18 protein-coding genes are annotated in these 21,708 nt (G+C 37.6%); 5 read left to right on the top strand and 13 right to left on the bottom strand.

Features of this window, described 5'->3' with window-relative positions; all coding sequences use genetic code 11:
• Positions 1-10 precede the first annotated feature (10 nt).
• Positions 11-1,300, bottom strand: coding sequence for a glycoside hydrolase family 125 protein (locus tag A5816_RS15405; protein WP_086311706.1), 1,290 nt, complete (start codon positions 1,298-1,300; stop codon positions 11-13).
• 149 nt (positions 1,301-1,449) lie between these two features.
• On the opposite strand from A5816_RS15405, the gene A5816_RS15400 reads away from it, so the two are divergent.
• Entirely contained in the window at positions 1,450-2,496 is a 1,047-nt protein-coding gene (locus tag A5816_RS15400) for a substrate-binding domain-containing protein (protein ID WP_086311705.1), read from the top strand.
• 1 nt (position 2,497) lies between these two features.
• Positions 2,498-4,651, top strand: a complete 2,154-nt coding sequence (locus A5816_RS15395) for a GH92 family glycosyl hydrolase (protein WP_086311704.1) — start codon at positions 2,498-2,500, stop codon at positions 4,649-4,651.
• 335 nt (positions 4,652-4,986) lie between these two features.
• On the opposite strand, the gene A5816_RS15380 is transcribed toward A5816_RS15395, so the two are convergent.
• The 8 genes from A5816_RS15380 to A5816_RS15340 form a co-directional block, all read right to left on the bottom strand.
• The gene (locus tag A5816_RS15380) at positions 4,987-6,432 is read right to left on the bottom strand and encodes a response regulator transcription factor (protein ID WP_086311703.1); all 1,446 of its coding nucleotides are present in this window, start codon (positions 6,430-6,432) and stop codon (positions 4,987-4,989) included.
• Between the two features lie 2 nt (positions 6,433-6,434).
• Positions 6,435-8,159, bottom strand: coding sequence for a sensor histidine kinase (locus tag A5816_RS15375; RefSeq protein ID WP_086311702.1), 1,725 nt, complete (start codon positions 8,157-8,159; stop codon positions 6,435-6,437).
• Entirely contained in the window at positions 8,152-8,766 is a 615-nt protein-coding gene (locus tag A5816_RS15370; protein ID WP_086311719.1) for a YesL family protein, read from the bottom strand. Before A5816_RS15370 ends, A5816_RS15375 begins: the two co-directional genes overlap by 8 nt.
• A gap of 339 nt (positions 8,767-9,105) precedes the next feature.
• Positions 9,106-10,566 carry an ABC transporter substrate-binding protein gene (locus A5816_RS15360; RefSeq protein WP_002374178.1) on the bottom strand — a complete coding sequence of 487 codons (1,461 nt, stop codon included), beginning with the start codon at positions 10,564-10,566 and terminating at the stop codon, positions 9,106-9,108.
• 38 nt (positions 10,567-10,604) lie between these two features.
• Positions 10,605-11,525, bottom strand: a complete 921-nt coding sequence (locus A5816_RS15355; RefSeq protein WP_002374176.1) for a carbohydrate ABC transporter permease — start codon at positions 11,523-11,525, stop codon at positions 10,605-10,607.
• A gap of 11 nt (positions 11,526-11,536) precedes the next feature.
• On the bottom strand, positions 11,537-12,484 hold the full coding sequence (locus A5816_RS15350) for a sugar ABC transporter permease (RefSeq protein ID WP_086311700.1): 948 nt from the start codon (positions 12,482-12,484) through the stop codon (positions 11,537-11,539).
• Positions 12,485-13,300: 816 nt separating this feature from the next.
• Positions 13,301-14,020 carry a pseudouridine synthase gene (locus tag A5816_RS15345; RefSeq protein WP_086311699.1) on the bottom strand — a complete coding sequence of 240 codons (720 nt, stop codon included), beginning with the start codon at positions 14,018-14,020 and terminating at the stop codon, positions 13,301-13,303.
• 48 nt (positions 14,021-14,068) lie between these two features.
• Positions 14,069-15,715 (bottom strand): polysaccharide biosynthesis protein, encoded by a 1,647-nt coding sequence (locus A5816_RS15340; RefSeq protein WP_002310827.1) that lies wholly within the window; start codon positions 15,713-15,715, stop codon positions 14,069-14,071.
• 178 nt (positions 15,716-15,893) lie between these two features.
• Between A5816_RS15340 and A5816_RS15335 the strand changes: the two genes are divergently transcribed.
• Both A5816_RS15335 and A5816_RS15330 read left to right on the top strand, forming a co-directional pair.
• Positions 15,894-16,484 carry a YitT family protein gene (locus A5816_RS15335; RefSeq protein WP_002374172.1) on the top strand — a complete coding sequence of 197 codons (591 nt, stop codon included), beginning with the start codon at positions 15,894-15,896 and terminating at the stop codon, positions 16,482-16,484.
• A gap of 91 nt (positions 16,485-16,575) precedes the next feature.
• The gene (locus tag A5816_RS15330) at positions 16,576-18,078 is read left to right on the top strand and encodes a UDP-N-acetylmuramoyl-L-alanyl-D-glutamate--L-lysine ligase (protein ID WP_002374169.1); all 1,503 of its coding nucleotides are present in this window, start codon (positions 16,576-16,578) and stop codon (positions 18,076-18,078) included.
• Positions 18,079-18,155: 77 nt separating this feature from the next.
• On the opposite strand, the gene A5816_RS16620 is transcribed toward A5816_RS15330, so the two are convergent.
• On the bottom strand, positions 18,156-18,851 hold the full coding sequence (locus tag A5816_RS16620) for a hypothetical protein (protein ID WP_256926106.1): 696 nt from the start codon (positions 18,849-18,851) through the stop codon (positions 18,156-18,158).
• A gap of 120 nt (positions 18,852-18,971) precedes the next feature.
• Here A5816_RS16620 and A5816_RS15320 point away from each other — a divergent pair, with 120 nt between their 5' ends.
• A complete protein-coding gene (locus tag A5816_RS15320; protein ID WP_086311698.1) occupies positions 18,972-19,271 on the top strand; it encodes a hypothetical protein in 300 nt (99 codons plus the stop codon).
• A 220-nt stretch (positions 19,272-19,491) separates the two neighbouring features.
• On the opposite strand, the gene celB is transcribed toward A5816_RS15320, so the two are convergent.
• From celB to A5816_RS15305, 3 genes are read right to left on the bottom strand one after another with little or no spacing between them, the layout of a single operon-like run.
• Positions 19,492-20,847 (bottom strand): PTS cellobiose transporter subunit IIC, encoded by a 1,356-nt coding sequence (gene celB, locus A5816_RS15315; RefSeq protein WP_086311697.1) that lies wholly within the window; start codon positions 20,845-20,847, stop codon positions 19,492-19,494.
• Positions 20,847-21,365: a hypothetical protein gene (locus tag A5816_RS15310; protein WP_086311696.1), complete on the bottom strand. Its 519-nt coding sequence runs from the start codon at positions 21,363-21,365 to the stop codon at positions 20,847-20,849. The genes celB and A5816_RS15310 overlap by 1 nt, the downstream gene beginning before the upstream one ends.
• 15 nt (positions 21,366-21,380) lie before the next feature.
• Positions 21,381-21,707 (bottom strand): PTS cellobiose transporter subunit IIA, encoded by a 327-nt coding sequence (locus A5816_RS15305; RefSeq protein WP_002285954.1) that lies wholly within the window; start codon positions 21,705-21,707, stop codon positions 21,381-21,383.
• Between the last annotated feature and the right edge of the window lies 1 nt (position 21,708).

The raw sequence follows: 21,708 nt of genomic DNA, 5'->3' as shown, positions 1-21,708 counted from the left end.
ACAGTACCTCCTATTTTTCTACTCGAATATCAAAGTAATCCATGACTAATTCGCAAAACATCATATTTGCCCAAGAAAACCATTCTCTCGTATAATTTTCAGGATTGTTCACATCAAATCCTTCGTGCATAAGATGTGTTCCTGCATCAGTTGCCACAAGCAAATTCAATAGCCGTTCTTTTTCAGATTTATCTGGTGTTGTCATTCCTTCCATAGCTAATGCAATCGGCCAAACATACTCTTTTGGCGTATGAGAAGAACCAATTCCTTTTGCGTATTTTCCTTCATAAAAATATGGATTCTCTTTACTCAACAATGTTCTTCTTGTTTGAAGATAATCTTCCTCTTGTTCCGAACAGTAACCCAAATAAGGTGCCGCGATCAAATTGGGCACATTACTGTCATCCATGACCGTCGCATTACCCATTCCATCTACTTCGTATGCATAAATCGTTTGCCCTTTTTGATTAACCGTCCGTCCGTGATTTTGGATGCCTTCTTGGATCTCTTTCTTCAATATTTGTGCTTTCTGTACAATTTCTTTATCATCGAGTATCGTTTGGAAAATTTCTTCCACATAACCTAACACGACCACCGCAAACATATTGGATGGTACCAGATATCCGTAACGGCAAGCATCATCGCTAGGACGGAACCCAGACCATGTCATACCTGTAAAAGTTGTTTTGGCTCCTCGTCCGGCATTGATCAGCGTATCTTCTTTTCTTGTCGTATCTCGTATAAATGTATAAGGAGAGTGTTCATGATCCTGCTCTGTTTCGAACACGCCTAAGATTTTTTTGATCCCTTCAATAAAAGTTGGGTTGAATTGGTCCGTTTTTCCTGTATTTTTGTAAAGAAGATAGGCCAACTGTATCGGGTAGCATAAAGAATCAATTTCATATTTTCTTTCCCAGATCCAATCGTTCATTTTTGTGTGATCTGTTTGGTGTCCCGCACCGTTCGCTTCTTCATTGAAGGCATTCGCATATGGATCGATGTTGATATAAAAAAATTGCTTTTTGACCAACCCACTAATCATGTCAGCTAGTTCCTCATCTTCTTTTGCAATCACTAAATAAGGACGAACTTGTGCAGTAGAATCTCGCAACCACATTGCAGGAATGTCTCCTGTCAATAAAAAAGTAGTACCGTCATTTTGCTTTTTGACTGTTGTCAATAATGTGTTGGCAAATGCTGCTGTAAAATTCATTGCCCAGTCCGCATGGGTTTTCCCGCATTTTTGTGTGATATCATCCATAAATTTTTGCACCGACTTTGGTATATCTTTATAAACCATAAAAATCTCCTCTTTTCATTTGATATATCTTTAAAGATTATACCTCTTGTGACATTCTATGTCTACGCTTTCAAAAAAATAACTTTTTATTTACTTTTTCATCTATTATGGTATTATTTAAATATGATATATCATTAAGAGGTGTTTATATGAATCAACCATTGTACCAGACAATATTTAATGATTTGCAAACGGCTATTTTAACTGGTGAATTACCTGTGGATAGCCAACTACCAACTGAAAAGGAACTTTCCCATACTTATAAAGTAAGCAGAATCACTTCCAAACGTGCATTGACTGAATTAGAGCAATTAGGGCTGATTTATCGCGTACGTGGGAAAGGCAGTTTTGTTAAATCAGCTTCTCCGGAGCAGATGCTTCCTTCTCCTACAAAAACACGGCGGATTTTGTTTCTTCTTCCATATGTCGCTGATTTATCTGTTGGTGATTTTACCAAGGGATTGAATCCTGTGATGCAGGATAAACAGATGGATGTCATGATGACGACACATGATTTTTTACAAAATAAAACGGCAAAAGAACTCATCCATGAATTTGATGGATTGATTTATTATGCCTTTGATACAGAACAGCATCTTGACTTGCTTTTTGAGCTTTCATTAAAGGAATTCCCTGTTATCATATTGGATAAAAAAATCTATGAATTGCCTTTTCCTACCGTGCTTTCCGACAACTTCCAAGGTGGTGTGCTCGCTACTTCTCATTTGATCGAACAGGGACATTCAAAAATCGCTTATTTATTTGGTGCACAGACTCATCCACAATCCGTACGTCAGCGTTACCTTGGTTACCTTGAAGCATTGGACAAAGCTGGTTTGGCTTTTCACACTTCGCTGGATGACAAAAGCGCGACATTCGATGAATTGCTTTCTTATATCACTAAGTATGAAGTGACCGCTTTTGTTTGCGAAAACGATGTTGTCGCTATCCAGACGATGAATTTCTTGAGACAGCATGATTATCATGTTCCTGAAGATTTTTCAATCATCGGATTTGATGATATCCAAGCAGCCGCTCTTGTTGATCCACCGTTAACAACCATTGCACAAGATTTTGAACAGTTAGGCAAGCTTGCTGGAGAGTCTTTGATTACTTGGTTAGAGACAAACGAACGTCCTTCCGACAGCAAATTTCCAGTTTCATTTATCAAAAGACAATCAACAAAGGAGAAATAAAATGAATATCGGTCAAATAGATACTAGACATGGCACAGCTAATCAGCCAAATTTTTCTAACGGGAACTGCCAGCCTTACACTGGCGTTCCTTTTGGGATGAATTATTTTGCACCGCAAACGACCGATCAAAACGGCAGCTGGTGGTTTCATCCTGAGGACCGTGTTTTTCAAGGTTATCGACTTACCCACCAGCCAAGTCCTTGGATGGGCGATTTCAGTCATATGCTGCTCACGCCAATCAATGGTAAATTACAGGAAAATACTCTTTTTCATGCTCAAAGTTCTTACCGCCCAGAAGAAAGTATATTTTGTCCGACTCATCTGTCGATCCGTCAATTGCGTTATGGCATCCGTTCTACATTGATACCCAGTATGTATGGCGGAATCTTATCTATTGATTACAGCAGAAATGATAGCGGTTTACTTTTATCCTTTCCGGGACGTCATCAGCTCTTTGTTATAGATCCTTACACAGTGGAAGGAAAAATCACACATTTTGCTGGTTCAGAAGATCCTGATTTTTCTTTTTATTTTATATTGAGATTTGAATATCCTTTAACAATTGATGAGCTAGCTGTTTCCAACAAAAATAGCGATTCGATCCCGTTGTATTTTGAACAGACAAAAAAACAAACCATCCGATTTGGGACATCTTTTATCAGCCCGGAACAAGCAGCTTATAACCTGGAACTAGAACAAAATCAAAGCAAAGAGACTTACCTTACTAACAGCCAGAAACAATGGCAATCCTATTTTGATCGTATACAGCTCACACACCATGATCAACAACAATTGCGGACGTTTTATCATAATTTATATCGGGTGTTTTTATTTCCGCAAACATTTTATGAAATGGATCCTAGTGGGCAAAAAATCCACTATGATACGACTAGCCGATCTGTGAAACCTGGTGTTCTCTATACAAATAATGGGTTTTGGGATACGTATAAAACGGTTTATCCTCTTTATTCTTTGATTGCTGTAGAAAAGTACGAAGAAATACTGGAAGGTTTTTTGAACAGCTATAGAGAAAGTGGCTATTTGCCAAAATGGCTGTCTCCTGACGAACGTGGACTAATGCCTGGGACATTGATTGATGCAGTCATTGCAGATGCTGCTGTAAAAGGTATTCGGCCAGACTTGATGCAGGAATTTCTAACAGCAATGAAGAAAGGCGCTACAGTTCAAAGTAATCATCCAAATTATGGACGACAAGGGACAGATGATTACTTGACATACGGCTATGTTCCTAATCACTACCATGAATCGGTCAATCATACGCTAGATTATGCTTACAGCGACTTTTGTATTAGTCAAGTTGCCAAAGTACTAGCAGAGGATGAAACGGTGAAAAAATATCAGCAACGATCATTGAACTATCAAAATATTTTTGACTATGAGACAGGATGGATGCGTTCCAAAGATAAAAATGGCAAATTCAGAGAACCATTTTCTGCTCATCGTTGGGGACAAGATTATGCAGAAGGCAGTGCTTGGCAAAGCAGCTTTGCTGTTTATCATGATTTTGCAGGGTTGATCGAAAAATATGGCGGCAGTGAGAGATTCAAAGAAAGACTCATTGATTTGTGCAATCAGTCTCCGACATTTGAAACAGGAGGATATGGTTTTGAGATTCATGAAATGAGCGAGATGGCTGCGATAGAATTTGGGCAGTTAGCTATCTCCAATCAGCCAAGTTTTCATTACCCATACTTGTTCAGCTATATTGGACAACCCGAAATGGCACAGCCATTGCTTAAACAATTGATGACTCAAACCTTCGACGATTCTTCAACGGGTTACCCTGGAGATGAGGACAACGGAAGTATGGCTGCTTGGTATATCTTCAATAGTCTGGGATTCTATCCTGTCACACCAGGAACCGGTGAATATGTTATCGGTATGCCTTTAATGGACAAGGCTGTTGTGCTTTTGTCAAATGGAAAGGAATTGACGATTGAAGCCACTCCTAATCGGCCACAACAGCAATTTATCCATAAAATCAATCGGATGGACAAAGAATATACGAAATTATATTTTACCCATCAAGATTTGCTGAAAGGCGGCAAGATCTCTTACCAATTAGGTATCGTCCCTCATCCTAAGAAGTATCGATCAAAAGATTTGCCTTTTTCCTTATCAAACGATAACTAACAAGAGGATGTGAAAAAGCTGTCCTGCATCAAGTAATAAGAACAGCCAAGCAAAAATAGCTCCTCATATTTTTCGTTTGGTTGGGCTTATTACCGCAGATGCAAGCTTTTGAACACCGTTTATTGAGAGGTTGTAAAATCAGCGTTTTGACCTGAGTGTTAGAGAAACAAACGGCAAAATAGTTCCTCATATTTTGCCGTTTGTTGAGCTAATACTGAGGGTTAGCTGATTCAGTGGTTGTGAAAAAGCTGCCCTGCCTCAAGTAATAAGAACTCTCAAAAGTTAGCTTTCTAGACAAACTTTTGAACATTGATTCATTCCATACGCTCCTTCTTTTAGGATTTTCCTCTCTTTTCCCGATACTCCTTAGGGGATCTGCCGACAATCTTCTTGAATAATTTAGAGAAATACGTGGTATTGTTGTAGCCAATCTCACTTGCTATTTCATTGACGTTTTGATTACTGTGCAAAAGCAGCTGCTTTGCTTTTTCCATACGTAAATGGTTCAAATAAGCTGAAAAACTTTTTTTCGTTTCTTTTTTGAACAACTGTCCTAAATACATGACATTTAAATGCAAACTTTCTGACACTTCTTTGAGTGTAAGTGGTTCTTGATAATGCTGATGCAGGATTTCGATTACTTTTTCTACATTGCCACTGTATTTTTTCTGTCTCTGGTGCTTTTGGACGAACGACAGAAGTAGCTGGTGGAGTTCTTGCACCGTTTTTGCCTGATGAATTTTTTCGATTCCTTGTAAATATTCCTCATCTTCTAGATCAATCAATTCCCGTTGAATCTCCATAAACAGTAAAAAGCTGGAGTACCGGATGTCTTCCGGCATCATGGCTGCTAATTGAAATTGTTCGAAAAAATCAGTGATCATTTTTTGGGCAACATCCAATCGTTTATTTTGCAACACACGTCTGAAATTTGAAAAATCGATGGTTTGCCCTTTTGTTGTTGCTTGTACTGCATAAAAAACATGCTCGTTTTTATCTCCATAAAATTGATGCAACTGTAGATTGTCTTTTGCTTGTTGAAATGTTTCAGGGATCTTGTCCGACGAATCTGTCTCTTCCCCGATACTGATCAGCCATTCCTGATCAGGAATGTTTTCTTGGATAAAACAGCAGAATCCATCAACTTCGTCTGCCTCCAACAACAGCGTAATCAATATACGGTCTCCGTAATTTCTTTGATAGTAAAACATTGGCTGGTGTTCTTTCAACCATGTATTGATAAGAGGATCATGAATTCTTGATAATTGGATCAATACTATTCTATGCTGTTTCTCACTGATTTGTCCTATTATTTCTTCTTCACTTGCCTCATCTAACTCTTCATTCAACCATTGACTGAATAATAGTTCCTGATAGATTTCTTGCTGATTTTTTTGTTCATTTTGCTGGTCTAACCGTGTTTTTATTTTCTTGAGGCTTTCAATCAATTCGAACTTATTCACGGGTTTCATCAAATAATTCACCGCGCCTAATTGCATGCCTCCTTTCAAATAATCAAATTCTTGGTACCCGGACAAAATCATAAATTCAAAATTATGATGTTCTTTTTGAGCCGCTTCAATAAATTCCAGTCCGTTTATTTCTGGCATCGTCACATCCGTTACCACTAGATCAATCCGCTGTTGTTCAAGGACAGATAGTCCTTCTTTGGCATTCTCCGCTGTTGCTGCTATTTGAAAACCTAAACTTTTCCAATCAATTATCTTTTTCAACCCATTCAAAATCATATATTCATCATCTACCAATAACACCTGATACATGTTCACCCCTCCTTGAATGTAATAGAAACAGTCAGTCCACCTGTCTCATTATTCTCAAGCGACATGTAATAACTGCTGCCGAAATTGGCACGTAAACGTTCATTCACGTTTTGCAGACCGATTGATTCGTGAAGTTCCACTTTGGGATGAGACAGTTTTTCTTCCACCTGTTTTAGCCGTTTTTCAGTCATCCCTCTTCCATTATCTTTGACGATAATCCTAACCCTCTTGTCTTCCTGTAAGACTTTGACACTTAGGGCATTATCAAATCGAGTAAAATCAATACCATGTTTAAAATAATTTTCAACTAATGGTTGAATCACAAATTTGGGTACTTCGATTTTTTCTAAATCAGGATCGATCATAAAATGATAGGCCACTCGATTAGGATAACGCATTTGATATAAATAGACATATTTTTCGCAAAAGTCCAGTTCTTCTTTCAAAGAGATCGTCTTCTCTTGATTTGTGTTGTTTCGGAGCAAGGCGGAAAAAGCGTATACAACATCTGCTAATTCTTCGCTTCCTTCGCTGATTGCATACATTCGGATATATTCTAATGTATTGTATAAAAAATGCGGATTGATCTGTGCTTGAAGCGCCCGCATATGTGCATCTTGCTGTTTGATTTCTAGTTTGTAGATGTCTTCGACAAATTGATTGATGCTATCCAACATTTCGTTGATACCGATTGAAAGTTCCTTTAGTTCATATTCCGTTTTTGTTGTATCAATCCGTGTTTCTAAATTCCCTGCTGCCGTTTGCTCCATTGCCCGCATGACGATGGATATTTGCTGTGAATATCGTTTGAATGTTTTATAAAGAAAGATAAGCAATATACTGTCTAAAACAATGATACCGACAATCAGCGGTGCAAGGTTTTTCCCCGTTTCGATTTTTACGCTTTTTTTATCTAATACAGCTAATATTCGGTAATCATCCGACAGTTCTTGATGTTGGATAAAATTATTTTTTCTCAGATTAGCAATTGGCAATTGTGAATTTTTCTGAAGACTCTCTGAGATAATCGTTTCTTGTTTTCCAAACGTTTCTTTAGCTATTTTATTATCATGGAACGTATACAATCGATTTGTCGTGCCAGAAATCATGTATAAAGAGAGTCCATTGAATGACGTTAGATTCTCTAAAATCGTATCTAGCTCTTTCTTTTGGAAACCGATAAAAATACTGCCTGACTCAGCTCCTCCTTGTGTGATAGGCAACTTGATATAAAAGGCATCTAGTAATTTTGGTGTTCCTGCTTTTACTTCTCCGCCTTTGTTTTCTCTAGAGGATTCATAATACTCCGGTAGCTGATTCAACACGATATATACCGCACTTAGTTCTTCATAATTTATATAAAGATCTTTGATTTGATTTGGGAAAGAAACTAATTCGTCGGTGCTGTTTTGCTGCTCATATACATACATCAAATACTGATCTATGGGTTTTGTTAAGTAGGTAGTGACATTTTCAATTTTTTCGGAATCACCGACGAGTTGGTTTTTAATGATCCTACTCAAAGTTGTTTTGTCATTCAGCATTCTGCTTGTACTTTGAACGGCATCACTTGTCATGTTTTCTGCCTGCTTTTGGTTTTGATCCCACGTATGGACACTAAAAATAATAGTAGCAGTCATCGTTACACCAATCATGATAACCGCATATTTCCTTAACAGCCGATTCAGTAAGGTTCCTTTTGAAAATAGAATCCGGATCCTATTCATAACTTTCCAACTGTTTATCTAACTCTTCACGCCACTGTTTCGTCATCGTACCATTCCAAACCGTCAAAAGACCAATGACACCAAATAGGATCAATCCTTTGAATTGCCAAGTCACAGCTATAATTACACCGCTACCAATAATTGTTTTTAGAAAAGACGAAAAGCTGGAAAAAACCGAAATAAAACTCAGCTTTAGTAGATTAGGAATAGAGATCGTATATTCACTGTCTAAAATCATACTGTATTGATAAGTAGCAAATAGGCAAAATAAGGCAAAAAGCAAAATAAAATCAATAGCTAAAAAAATGAGCCCTTTGATTTGAACAGATAGATATAGATTGTAGCTCAATAAAGCAGTACTAGATAAAAATAAACCAAATAGCAGATTTCCTCTTAAAAAATTTCTTTTATATATATTCCAGCCTCTTTTTAACGTGATTTCTTTATACTCGAATCCATATAAATAAAATAATTCATTGACTGTTTTCCATGCTGTACCTAATCCAAAGATGATTCCGCCGACAAACGTATATATCCAGAAATATAAGGTTAGTTTTATAACGACCCACATCCGGATAAATAACTCTTCCAAAACCTTCCCTAACATATCTTCTCCTCCAAACATTAAGTTTCTACTTTCTCATTATACAAAAAAGGTTGGGCAATCAGCACCTTGGTCTGAGTATTAGAGAAACAAACGAAAAAAAAGTTCCTCATATTTTGCCGTTTTGTGAGCGAATACCGAGGGGCAGCTGATTGAACACCGTTTACCAAGAGGTTGTGAAATAGCCGCTTAGTTTCGAGTAGTAAGAAAAATTTTGTAAATATGGCTTTCCACATTTTTACATAAATTTAGCTTAATACCGAGAAACTGGCTTTTGAACACCGTTTATTCGGAACAAGAGGTTGCGACACGTTTTTGTCACAACCTCTTTGTCTTTATTCATTATTGTTCTTGTCGAAACTCGTCATATTGTTTTTGCATTTCTTTTAATACCTTGTCATAACCAGCTTTATCTAAAGCTTCTTTTAATTTCGGCAATGTTTCATCTGGATCAACAGTTCCTGTATTCAATCCATCCAAATACTGGTTCATGACATTTGAAATATTACTTAATTCTGTTTTCACACTGTCCGTGTTGAAGCTGAATCCTAAAATCGGTGAAGTTTCTGCTTCAGCAATCGATTGGTCGCGTTTGGCAATCATGTCATCCGTAATGGACTCTTGTGTATATAGAATCTTATTGTTTCCTGTATTCCAAGCAGACATATGTGTGTTTGGCTGATAACCATCTAGCAATTTGATTTTATCCTCTGAACCATCGACTTTTTCCCATGCTTCTCCTTCGATTCCCCAAACAAGTCCATTCAATAATTCTGGATCACTGTTAATCAGCCCTAGAAGTTCTACTGATTTTTCTTTATTTTTTGAAGTATTGGATACGACAAAATTTGCCATTTGTGCTTGAGCTGTAGATTTCAATGGAACAGTAATTGCTTTTGAAACTAGTTCTTGTTTTGCTGCATTTGTCAAAATCGTGTCGCCATAATCATAGGGTCCTTGTGTTTCTCCACGCATCAGCCAAGTATTTCCTTCTAGTGGATAGTCCTTATTACTCGTTGCAGCGTCACTTGGAATGAGTCCTTGTTTGTACCAGCTATGCATCGTACGCAACAGTCCGATATACGTTTCATTGTCGTATTGATTGATGATTTTTGAATCATCTCCATCCAGATCAATAGCAAATGGTAAAGTGTTCCCTAAAGGATAGTCAAAGTTTCCTTGGACTTTGAATCCTTGTCCAATCGCAAAAGCGGCCGTGTTTGGTTCTTTTTCATGGAATTCCTTCAAAACTTTTTCTGCATCAGCGTAAGATTGGATTCCATCAATTGAAAGATCATATTTATCTAGTAAAGCTTTGTTAAAAGTAAGTACTTGTTGAGCAAAGACATTTCCATTTACTGGAAAGGCATATAATTTCCCATTCACCAAATTTCCTTTGATATAAGCTTCGTCTAAATCATTATACGCTTTTTCAGCATACTTGGGCGCTAATTCAGTCAAATCAGCAAAGGCTCCTTTTTGAGCATTGGAAACATAGTTGTTCGCAAAGGCGATATCGTAATTTTCTCCGGAAGAAATGATGACGTTCATTTTCTTTTCGTAATCGCCCCAACCAATGTAATTGATATTGACTTTTGCACCGATCTCTTTTTCGATTCGTTTGTTTGCCACTTCCATCAATTGATCGAAATTATCCGGTTTATCGCCGATTTGATACATCTGCAAAGTGTCCGAATTGCTAGCTTCTGCTTTCTCTTTAGAACCAGAACCTCCGCATGCCGCTAATGTACCTACCAACAATACTGAAACACCTGTAAAGGCTAGTTTCTTCCATAACTTCATTTTTCTTCCTCCTAGTTTTATGATTTATATTTTTTTCTTTATTCTTTTACTCCACCGATCGTTAGACCTTTGACAAAATGTTTCTGGAAAAATGGATAGCTGATCGCAATAGGCAACGTAGAGATAACTACGATCGCCATTCTGGCGGATTCTCCTGGAACTGAAGCTAGCCCACCTGTCAATTGGCTTCCTGCTCCTGAATTTTGCGTCAGATATTGAATATTACTTTGGATTTTCATCAAAAGATACTGTAGTGGAACCAGCTTATCATCTTGAATGTATAGTAAAGCATTAAACCAGTCATTCCAGTAACCCAATGCGGCAAATAAGCTGATTGTCGCGATACCAGGAACAGCTAACGGTAAAACGATTTGAACGAATATTCGAAGTTCGCTAGCTCCGTCGATCCGCGCCGATTCAATAATCGAATCAGAGACCGAACGTTTAAAGAATGTGCGCATCACAATAATATTGAAGGGGCTGACAGCCATTGGCAAGATCAATGCCCAAATCGTATCTTTTAACTGGAGAAGATTTGTCATAACAAGATAATTAGCTACCATACCGGGTGAGAACAACATCGTAATCAAACAAAAAACGGTAAAAAAACGACGGAATGGAAAATTTGACCGCGAAATCGCATAAGCATATAAAGAAGTAGCCGTGCTATTGATCAGTGTACCTAAAACAGTGACAAGCATAGTAACATAAAGCGCTTGGAAAATTTTATCCTGCATCTGATCGAACAAGTACGTATAACCAAATAGACTGAATTTTTCTGGCCAAAAACTGTACCCGTGCGTCGACAATATGGACTCATCGGTAAAAGAGATGGCAATAACAAATATAAATGGCAAAATACAGGAAATAGCAAAGAGTGCAATCATTATATTAGAGAAAAAATTGGTCGTCTTATTGAAAGAACGGACTTGGACTCTCTCCACTTTCTTTTTTTTCATTTTTTTCCTCCTTAGAATAATGCAGAGTCGCTATCAAAACGACGGGCGACCGTATTTGTGATCATCAATAAGACAAAACCGACAACTGATTGATAAAGTCCTGCAGCAGCCGTCATACCAAAATCTCCTGTGGACGTCAGCCCATTGTAGATATACGTATCCAAAACTTGAGTCACATCGTACAATGCACCGGAATTCCTAGGAATGTTATAAAACAGGCCAAAATCAGCTCGAAAAATGTTTCCTACGGCTAAAATCGTTAAAATCGTCATCAATGGAATCAGTTGTGGTATCGTCACATGTTTGATTTGCTGCCATTTGCTAGCTCCATCAACCATAGCAGCTTCATAATAAGTCGGATCGATTCCCATAACAGATGCAAAGTAAATGATGCTGTTATAACCAATCCCTTTCCATGTACCGATGAACACTAAGATAAATGGCCAATATTTCGGTTCATTATACCAATTGACAGATTCTCCTCCGTGTCCAGTAATCCACTGGTTGAATATTCCTTTGTCGGGACTTAAAAAGGCGTAAACGAAGTAACTGATAATGACCCAAGATAGAAAATAAGGGAGCAAGGACATCGTTTGATAAACTTTAACAAGTCGTTTATTTCTCAACTCGCTCATAATGATTGCAAATACGACTGAAATGAGCAGATTTAAAAGGATAAATGTTACATTATATAAAATTGTATTTTTAGTGATGAGAAATGCTTGGTCCGAAGAAAATAAAAATTTGAAATTTTCCCAACCCACCCAAGGACTTTCCCTCAGGCTAGCCAAGAACCCATCTGCTGAAATATGAAAATTTTTGAATGCTACGACATTCGCCATTACAGGTATGTAAAAGAAAAAAAGCATCCAAAGCATACCCGGTACAGCCATCAGGACAAGTGCTTTATAACGCCATAGATTCATAAAAAAATGATTGAACCCCTTTCGTTTTTTCATCTAAAAACCCCTTTCGATTCATTCGCAACGTAATTATAGCGCTTTCAATAATGAGAATAAATAAACAAAGTATAGGGAAAATGAAACAAAGTATAGGAGAGGTTGTGAATTCAGCGTTTTGTCCTGAGTATTAGAGAAAAAAACGGAAAAATAGTTTCTCATATTTTACCGTTTTTTGAGCTAATACCGAAGGTCAGCTGATTGAACACCGTTTACCAAGAGGTCGTGAAATCAGCGTTTTGTCCTGAGTATTAGAGAAACAAACGGCAAAATAGCTCCTCATATTTTGCCGTTTTTTGAGCTAATACCGAGGGTCAGCTGATTGAACACCGTTTATCAGAGGTTGTGAAAAAGCTGCCCTGCATCAAGCAATAAGAACAGCCAAACCAAAATAGCTCCTCATATTTTATGAATATTATAACTTGTGACCGAGGAGTTGACAGGAGAACACCGTTTATCAGAGGTTGTGAATTCAGCGTTTTGTCCTGAGTATTAGGGAGATCGTGACCTTACTATCTAACTCTGAGTCACAAGGAACAATGGGGACTGTGACAAAAGTCTTGTCACAGTCCCTTATTCTGAACAAACAGTGTTCCAGAAGTAGCTTCTACGGAAATAAGCCGAAATTTTACAAAAATTTGAGAAGCAATTTTCGTCAATTCCTTCTTATTTCTTGAAGCTGACCACTTCTATTACAACCTCTACGCTTAATCTTTGCTTTCCTTCACAAAAAAGCCATCCAAAAGTCAGACGGACAAGTCTGCTTTTCAGATGGCGCTACAACTACAATGCTTATTCTTTTAGCTGTCCATTCACTTATTTTTCTCTCACTTGTTCTAGCTCTTCTTTGGTCATGGGGCGATACTGCCCTTTATTCAAATCTTTAGGAAGCCAAAAATTCCCCATACGGATTCTTTTTAAATATAAGACTTCTTTTCCTACTGCTTTGACCATTCGCTTGACTTGGTGAAACTTCCCTTCATGCAAAATCAGACGGATAATTGAAGTTTCTGACTCTTGATCTACTTGATCAATTTGGAGTTTTGCCGGCAATGTCTGCTCATCGCCATCCATAATCAGTCCTTCTGCAAATAAATGGATATCTTCTTCTGTCATTATACCGCTAACCTCAGCTAGATATTCTTTCTCCACGTGTTTTTTTGGTGATAATAACTGATGGGCAAATACCCCATCATTCGTTAAAATCAGGAGGCCTTCCGTGTCTTTATCCAATCGGCCAACTGGAAAAAGATCTTCCCGATAATCCTGGTCTTCCAACAAATCGATTACGGTTTGATCATGATTATCCTGAGTAGCAGAAATGACTCCTGCAGGTTTATGCAAAATATAATAAAAATCTTTTTGATACGCAATGATTTCTCCTAAATAAGTAACCGTATCTTCAAACTCGTTTACTTGCGCTTTATCGCTTTTGACCACTTGTCCATTGACTTCAATCGTTCCTTTTTTGATCAATCCTTTGACTTCTTTGCGGCTACCGAGTCCCATATCTGCTAAAAATTTATCTAAACGCATGCGTTTCCTCCATTTCAAAAGAGCATTGATTCTGCTCTTCCCATTCACTTATTTTATTTTTAATTTGTGTCGTAAACGCGCTATTCCTGGTCCTAGTAGTCTTTCTGCCAAACGGATTTTCAAAGCTAAATAACCGTACACCAATGCCCCTATGCCTGCTACTGCAAGAATCAATAATAGAGACTGGAATTTGCTATCTTCATTTAAGAAAGTCCCAAAAATCATCTTTGTGATCCACGAAGCAAAAAGCATAATCAAGGTAAGAATAAAGATCAGTAATGTCCTACGCCAGACAAAACTTGGTTTAAAGCGAGCTACTTCATGGATCCTCTTTAAGATCAAGGTACAAGACACAGCAAACCCGAGCATTGTCGCTAATAAAGGGCCATACACTTCAAATAAACGAATGGCTGGATATTGAAGAAGTAGTTTCACCAGAAATCCAACAACCAAATAACTGATTGCCGCCCTGTTTTCAAACATTCCTTGCAGCATGTTGGAAACTAGCATATATAACCCTAAGAAGAGTCCTACAAAACTTGCTTGGATCAGTACATTGCTTCCTAAAGAATCTGGTGTATAAAATAATGTGTTTAGCGGATAGGCAAGTAACATGACACCAAATGTCGCTGGAAACATAAAAAATGAAAACAGTTGTAAATTTCCGCTCGTCAATTTTGCCAGTCCTACTCGATCTTTCAACGTAACAGCTTCTGTAATCAACGGTAACCCGGTAGACGCGATCGATGTTGCCAATGCGATAACTACCATCGTCAACTTATCTGGATTGGCACTAAAAATCGAAAAAAGATCTAGCAACTGTGCATTGGAATATTCAGTAGATGCGGACATGATCCTCATAAAAGTGAATTGATCGACTAATTTGAAGATTGTTACCCCTGAACCAACGATAATAAACGGTATTGCTTCTTTAATGGTATCTAACAACAATTCCTTCGTTGCAATATTTACTTTGTTTTCGCTGTAGTGGATAAATGCAGATGTATACGCTTGATGTTTCTTCAAAAAATACAAAAGGACAAGGATACTTGCTAGCATACCGATAAATGCCGCGAAAGTTGATTGCGTGACCGCCGTCACATAATCGCCATTCATGACTTTCATGATGATGAATGTAGCCAACAGCATATAAAAAATACGTGCAACTTGTTCGACGATCTGCGACAGCGCATAAGGCATCATCTCTTGGTTCCCTTGAAAATACCCTCGTATCACACTCATACAAGGAAAAACCAATACAGCGATACTCAAAGAACGCATCGTTGGAATCAGTTCTTCTCCGCCACCAGAAGCATGAGCTAGCCAAGGAGAGGCGATGTACATGAACAAAGCGAACAAAAGACCTAACCCGCCCATCATCTGTAATGCACGGATGAATAATCGTCGTGAAGTGCCATATTCATTCAACGAATTATATCGCGCGGTTTGTTTTGCGATCGCCGCGGGTATTCCTGCTGTAGAGATTAGTAGAAATAATGCATATATATTGTACCCCATATTGAATAATCCATTGGCAGCCTTAGCATTTTCGCCCATCCAAGCATACCAAGGAATGATATAGACAGCTCCTAGCAACCTTGAAATGATATTACTGGCGGTCATCCAGGCAGAGCCTCGTGCCATTTTTTCTTGCGGTGATAATTGATCTAATGCTGGTTTTCTTTGATTATCCATCGGTCAGATTCCAACTTTCTACAAAACATTACTATCATTTTAATTGGTAAAACAGAAACTGGCAATCGATTTTATATAACTTTTATAAGAACGAATGTTTTTTTGAATTCGGTTTCGTTTTTTTGGTAAAGTAAAGAAATATACAGCCTTTTATGGCTAACATTTATAGGAGATATCAATGACACAAGAAATAAAAAAACTACCCGTTATATTTTTAGGTCTTTTCTTTATCACAGTTGGATTGAATTGGTTCTTGCTCCCTCACGATATAGCTTCCGCCGGAGTGGGCGCAATTGGACATTTAGTTGAAACGGCCTTTTCTATCCAACGTTCAGTTACTGTTTGGAGCATCAATCTTATGATGCTGCTTCTAGCCGCTATTCTATTAGGAAAATCAATATTTTTTAAAACTGTAGCGGGAAGTCTGCTTTTTCCTGTTGTTTTAGAAATCGTTCCAAAAGTGGAAATGCTCTCCTCTCATTTCTTCTCACTGATTTCAGGAAGTCTTTTGTTCAGTCTTGGCGTTTACACATTGTACACCGTCGGAGCCTCAAATGGCGGGATAACGATACCGCCAATTATTTTTCACAAATTTTTTCGACTTCCAATGCCGCAAGGACTGTTACTTACGAATAGCTTTATCGTCTTTTTGAATTATTATGTTTTTGGATTGTGGGAAACACTGTTCGTTCTCCTATCTATTACAGTCAGTTCATTGTTTATGAAAATACTCATCCGCTTGTCCCCTGTGTCAAGAAAATTTGAATAAAGCTGGATTTTGTCATAGCGGAATCAAACGATATATTGAAAAGAGTGTGCTATAATAAACCAAGAAATTGAATGAAGCGAGGGATCAATCAATGAGCTTCTCTTTAGAAGACATCCGTCATTTACTATTAAAAGAACATCTATTAAAAGAATTTGTTTCAACAAAAGGCTGGCATCTTGATGTACCAGAAAAAGCTGAATTTCTTCAGTTAAGTTATGATTCAAGAAAAGCTGATGCTTCTACTCTGTTTTTCTGTAAAGGAATGAATTTCAAAGAAGAATATTTGGATTCAGCGATCAAACAAGGTATCCAATATTACGTATCAGAGCAGCCATACGAAAATTCAGCAGTAGGAATCATTGTGACGGATATCCGTAAAGCAATGGCACTTCTTGCTATGGCCTTTTACGACTATCCACAAAATAAATTGAAAGTGATTGGATTCACTGGAACAAAAGGTAAAACAACTGCTGCGTACTTTACTAAAGCAATCTTGGATCACACAACGAATAAAAAAACTGCATTGCTTTCTACGATGAATACAACGCTAGATGGCAAAACGTATTTCAAATCCCATTTAACAACGCCTGAGTCATTAGATTTATATCGTATGATGGCAGAAGCAGTTGAAAATGGTATGACTCATTTAGTGATGGAAGTTTCTTCCCAAGCTTACAAAACACAACGTGTGTACGGGTTGACTTTAGATGTAGGAATCTTCTTGAATATCTCGCCTGACCATATCAGTCCGATCGAACATCCGACATTTGATGACTATTTCTATTGCAAGCGTCAATTGATCTTAAACTCAAAAACAGTTGTTTTGAATCACGAAAGTGACTATTTTGATTTGCTTAAAGAAACCGCCGATCTATTCCAGATCCCAACGATCACTTATGGTCGTTCGGAAGAAAGCAATTATCAAGTGATTCATTCAGACAAAGGTAACCACGGGTTTACTTTATCTTCTCGTCAAGATCACTTAGCTATCTGCGATACTGCTTATGATATTTTGCTGGCCGGAGGATTCAATCAAGAAAATGCAGCCAGTGCGATCATTGCCGCAGCACTAACAGGTGCTTCCAGTCAAGATGCACAAGCCGGATTAAAAGAAGCTCGTGTACCAGGCCGAATGGATCAATTGATCCAATCAAATGGGGCGCATGTCTATGTGGACTACGCACATAATTATCTAAGTTTGAAAACATTGCTGGAATTTGCCAAAAATGAACATCCAGATGGTCGTGTAATTGTTGTATTAGGCAGCCCAGGAAACAAAGCAATCTCCCGTCGACATGATTTTGGAAAAGTGCTATCAGAAACAGCTGACGTTGCCTTTTTGACGGCAGATGACCCAGCATTTGAAGATCCGCAAAAAATCGCGGAAGAAATCAATGAAGCAATTACTAATCCAGAATTGATCGTTCATTATGAAATGGACCGTCCTGAAGCGATTCGACGTGCTTTAGCAGAAAGTGCTCCGCAGGATTCAGTCGTCATTGCGGGAAAAGGGGTTGATCCCTATCAAAAAATCAATGGTGTAGATGAACCTTATGAAGGGGATTATGCAATCGTGAAGCGGTTGATTGAATAATAATGTTATTTATATTCTAGTAGACGGGACGCCATGAAAAGAAAACTTTTCATGGCGTCCCGTCTATGTCTTTTGTTTTAAACATTTACTAGCCTGTTACCACTGACTCTACAATTATCAAGAAAAGTTGCCGGATAATTATATGAAAAATCTCCTATGCCATATCGCAACGTTCCTCTCATATATATGTCCAACAAAGTTCCTCCTCCTCGATTTTCAGCCCAAGAACGATTATGTGACCATGTTCCTATTAAGAATCCGCTAGAATAACTTGACCCCAAAAAATTAGTACTTATCACACGTCCGCCTGAAATAGTTACTCTAAAGTCCTGATTTATGTAACCATGCCCTATTGCTGGAACTCCAGACCATACTCGAGCAGTATAATAACTCCCATTATTTATGATTTTCTTTTCTGCATCTGTCTTTTCTGTGTTTAAAGTCATTTCATATAAATTTTCTTTAAATTGCTCTATATCTTCACTAATTTTATCTTTTATTATTTCTTCATTATATCCTTTATAGATAACGTTTTCATTTATTTCTACGGTCGGATTTTCTATCGTTACTTTTAGTTTATTCTCACTAATAAATTTGTTTAAATCAAGCGCAATTTTTTCATTCATTTCTAATTCTAAATTAGACAGCATTTCTGAAGACATACTTTGCTGAGTATCAAATTGAACCTCTTGGGCTTTTACTACAGGTCCCATCCCTAAATTAATTGAAACAAACGTTGTTAATACAATAGCTTTAAAAAAACTATTTTTCATAATAAAACCTCCAAAATTTATAGTATTTATACTAATTAATTAGTATACTTTAATTATATTTTATTATTCCTATTTTTTCTATATGTTTATTATTTTTTCAATAATATAAAGGTGGTTATTATGAAAAAATTTTTCAACTTAGCAAACGGTATCTTTTTTCTTTCTCTTTTTTCTGTCATTTTTCTAACTTTGAATTTGCAAAGTGGCAAAATGGGGGCTGTTATTTTTAGAAATCTCCATTTGCCAGTTGATGCATCGATTGTTGGATGGTTACTGCTACTTTTTTCTTACTTGATGAGTCGGAAGCATCAGACTAAGTTTTTCGCGCGCTTAGGCGGAAGGGTTGCTCTATTTTTTCTAGTCGTTTATCTGATATTCACATGTCTAGGTTTGCTTCAGTCGCTCGGTATTCTGCCTTGATACTTCGTTCGAATCATATTGACTATAATAAATAGAGGCTGGGACAGAAGCGTTTAACTCCTTCGGAAATAAGCTGAAATTCACGAAAATTGCTTTTCAAATTTTTGTGAATTTCAGCTTATTTCCGAAGGAGTTGCTTCTGCTTCCGCCGTTTATACGTGTTTAGAGCGTGAGACAAAAGTGTTCTTTACTTTTGTCCCACGCTCTATTTTCTTAGAAATCAGTTAGCTGACTTTTCACTAGCTAATTCTGCTGCCTTTTCTCTTTCTTCATTCAATAATTTATTATCATAAAATTTAATAAATGGGAACCAGATAATGAATGCGATGATTGCACAAAAAACAGCTAGCACAGCCGCTTTCCAATCACCCCCACTGCCGACAAATGCACCAATTCCAACTGGTGAAGGCCACGGCATCTGTGCAAGCATCGGTTTAACGATTTCCAGCCGAATGGCAAAATAAGCGAGTGTAGCAGAAGCCATCGGTGCTAAGAAAAACGGAACCGCTAAATAGGGATTGTAGACGATTGGCATCCCGAAAATAATTGGTTCGTTGATATTGAATAGTCCTGGTACAAGAGAGGCTTTTCCTAACACTTTCAGCTGATCAGATTTCGCGAGAAATGCAATAAAGATGATCAATCCTAAGGTCGCGCCTGATCCACCAACGGTTACATAAGAATTGTTGAATTCTCCTGCCAACGGATAATTTGCGCCTTGTGCGTTAGCTGCCATATTAGCTAATACGATTGGGGTCAAGAAAGAAGTGATGATATTCGCTCCATGGATTCCTACGATCCACAATGCATGGATCAAGAAATAAATCACCATGACACCAAGCCACGTATTCGTCAGTTGCGTAACAAACCCAAATGGGATAGCAATCATTTTGAAAATATCCGTTCCTAGTGCAACTAATAATCCATTGATGATCATCACCACAAACGCAATGACAAATGTTGGGATCAGAGCGGTGAAAGAACGAGAAACTCCTGGGGGAACAACATCTGGCATTTTTATGACCCAATTTCTCTTGACACACATACAATACAATTCGACCGCAATGATCGACATAATAATAGCTGTAAAGATTCCTGAAGTTCCTAAACGTTCGACAAAAGAGCCTATCCGTATCCCATTTACTACAGTTTCTGTCTCATTGATAGAAGCAATCAAGCTGATTTTACCATCGGTCATGATCAATTCAGGGATACACATAAAGAATGCAAAAACAGATAGTAATGCCCCCGTGAGCGGATTAACGTTCAACTTTTGTTCATCTCGTTCAATTGACGTTAATTCATAAGCAAACACAATGGCAAAGTAAATAGATAAAATCCCCATCGTCATTGTATTGACGATCATGTACAAGTCACTAACTTTGAAAAAAGTTGCATTAAAAAATCCTTCTAAAAATGGAAACGGTAATGGCAAAATATTCAAAACCAAAAACATCGAACCTACGATCGTGAAAGGAATAGAAGCCATCCCCGCTGCCATGACAGCCCGAACGATTTTAAGTTGCGCAATTTTCCCCATAGGTCCCATCAGGTATTTCTGCAAAAAATCAAACATTAATTATTCTCCTTTCCTAAATACAACGCTTTTTCATATTGTTTTATACGGATATACTGCTGATCATGATTGAGCGAAATTTTCTTTAAACGATACTGGATAAATACACTGACAAAAATACCGCTTACAACAAGAATGAAAACAAATAGCTGTCCTCTATTGTTATTTGCCATAAAAGGATACAAGAGTGTAAATCCTGAGGTGAACAACACTGGAATCAATAATATATTGCAGACACCCTGAAACAAAAAATACCGCTTTGTCCATGGAACATTCGTTTGGTGCTTTCGATAAAGCTTTACTTGTTCTCCTACTGCAGGCAAAATAGCTAAAAGTAGAACTATTGGTAAACTGCTTCCTAAACTTTTAGCTGATAGAAGCAGAATCATCCATTGCATGTTCATGAAAAAGAAAAAGGCAGTCAGATAGCGTACGAACAGATAACGATTGAAATACATGTTTTTCAAACTAAGTTGCTTTTTTTCTAATTCGATTTTCCTTTTTACTGTATCCTGCACAATAAATCTTCCTTTCTATTTATTTTTTTGATACAAATAATTCATTTCCTGTGCAACTTCCAATAATGTCATCGTCGTCATCAGATGATCTTGTGCATGGACCATGATAATTTCCATTTCTATTTTTGTCCCACTAGCATATTCTTTCAGAAGTTGAGTTTGTGATTGATGCGCATGAAGAATCTCTTCATTTGCTTGTCGCAACTTCTCTTCTACTTCTTCAAACATCTCCTTACGCATCGAGCGAAATGCTTCATGTATCAGTGTTCGTGCATTTCCGCTATGAAAAATGATATCAAAAGACGTCACTTGTAGCGTTTCACTGTTTATTTTTTCAGCCATC

The sequence above is a fragment of the Enterococcus sp. 3G1_DIV0629 genome (genome assembly GCF_002141285.1).
Classification (GTDB): domain Bacteria; phylum Bacillota; class Bacilli; order Lactobacillales; family Enterococcaceae; genus Enterococcus_B; species Enterococcus_B lactis.
This window is presented reverse-complemented; position numbering and strand designations above follow the sequence as displayed.

What these genes read in the sequence shown, in the direction of transcription:
- A5816_RS15405 (WP_086311706.1), bottom strand. Translation starts at nt 1,300, where the DNA reads ATGGTTTATAAAGATATACCAAAGTCGGTGCAAAAATTTATGGATGAT.
- A5816_RS15400 (WP_086311705.1), top strand. Translation starts at nt 1,450, where the DNA reads ATGAATCAACCATTGTACCAGACAATATTTAATGATTTGCAAACGGCT.
- A5816_RS15395 (WP_086311704.1), top strand. Translation starts at nt 2,498, where the DNA reads ATGAATATCGGTCAAATAGATACTAGACATGGCACAGCTAATCAGCCA.
- A5816_RS15380 (WP_086311703.1), bottom strand. Translation starts at nt 6,432, where the DNA reads ATGTATCAGGTGTTATTGGTAGATGATGAATATATGATTTTGAATGGG.
- A5816_RS15375 (WP_086311702.1), bottom strand. Translation starts at nt 8,159, where the DNA reads ATGAATAGGATCCGGATTCTATTTTCAAAAGGAACCTTACTGAATCGG.
- A5816_RS15370 (WP_086311719.1), bottom strand. Translation starts at nt 8,766, where the DNA reads ATGTTAGGGAAGGTTTTGGAAGAGTTATTTATCCGGATGTGGGTCGTT.
- A5816_RS15360 (WP_002374178.1), bottom strand. Translation starts at nt 10,566, where the DNA reads ATGAAGTTATGGAAGAAACTAGCCTTTACAGGTGTTTCAGTATTGTTG.
- A5816_RS15355 (WP_002374176.1), bottom strand. Translation starts at nt 11,525, where the DNA reads ATGAAAAAAAAGAAAGTGGAGAGAGTCCAAGTCCGTTCTTTCAATAAG.
- A5816_RS15350 (WP_086311700.1), bottom strand. Translation starts at nt 12,484, where the DNA reads ATGAAAAAACGAAAGGGGTTCAATCATTTTTTTATGAATCTATGGCGT.
- A5816_RS15345 (WP_086311699.1), bottom strand. Translation starts at nt 14,020, where the DNA reads ATGCGTTTAGATAAATTTTTAGCAGATATGGGACTCGGTAGCCGCAAA.
- A5816_RS15340 (WP_002310827.1), bottom strand. Translation starts at nt 15,715, where the DNA reads ATGGATAATCAAAGAAAACCAGCATTAGATCAATTATCACCGCAAGAA.
- A5816_RS15335 (WP_002374172.1), top strand. Translation starts at nt 15,894, where the DNA reads ATGACACAAGAAATAAAAAAACTACCCGTTATATTTTTAGGTCTTTTC.
- A5816_RS15330 (WP_002374169.1), top strand. Translation starts at nt 16,576, where the DNA reads ATGAGCTTCTCTTTAGAAGACATCCGTCATTTACTATTAAAAGAACAT.
- A5816_RS16620 (WP_256926106.1), bottom strand. Translation starts at nt 18,851, where the DNA reads ATGAAAAATAGTTTTTTTAAAGCTATTGTATTAACAACGTTTGTTTCA.
- A5816_RS15320 (WP_086311698.1), top strand. Translation starts at nt 18,972, where the DNA reads ATGAAAAAATTTTTCAACTTAGCAAACGGTATCTTTTTTCTTTCTCTT.
- celB (WP_086311697.1), bottom strand. Translation starts at nt 20,847, where the DNA reads ATGTTTGATTTTTTGCAGAAATACCTGATGGGACCTATGGGGAAAATT.
- A5816_RS15305 (WP_002285954.1), bottom strand. Translation starts at nt 21,707, where the DNA reads ATGGCTGAAAAAATAAACAGTGAAACGCTACAAGTGACGTCTTTTGAT.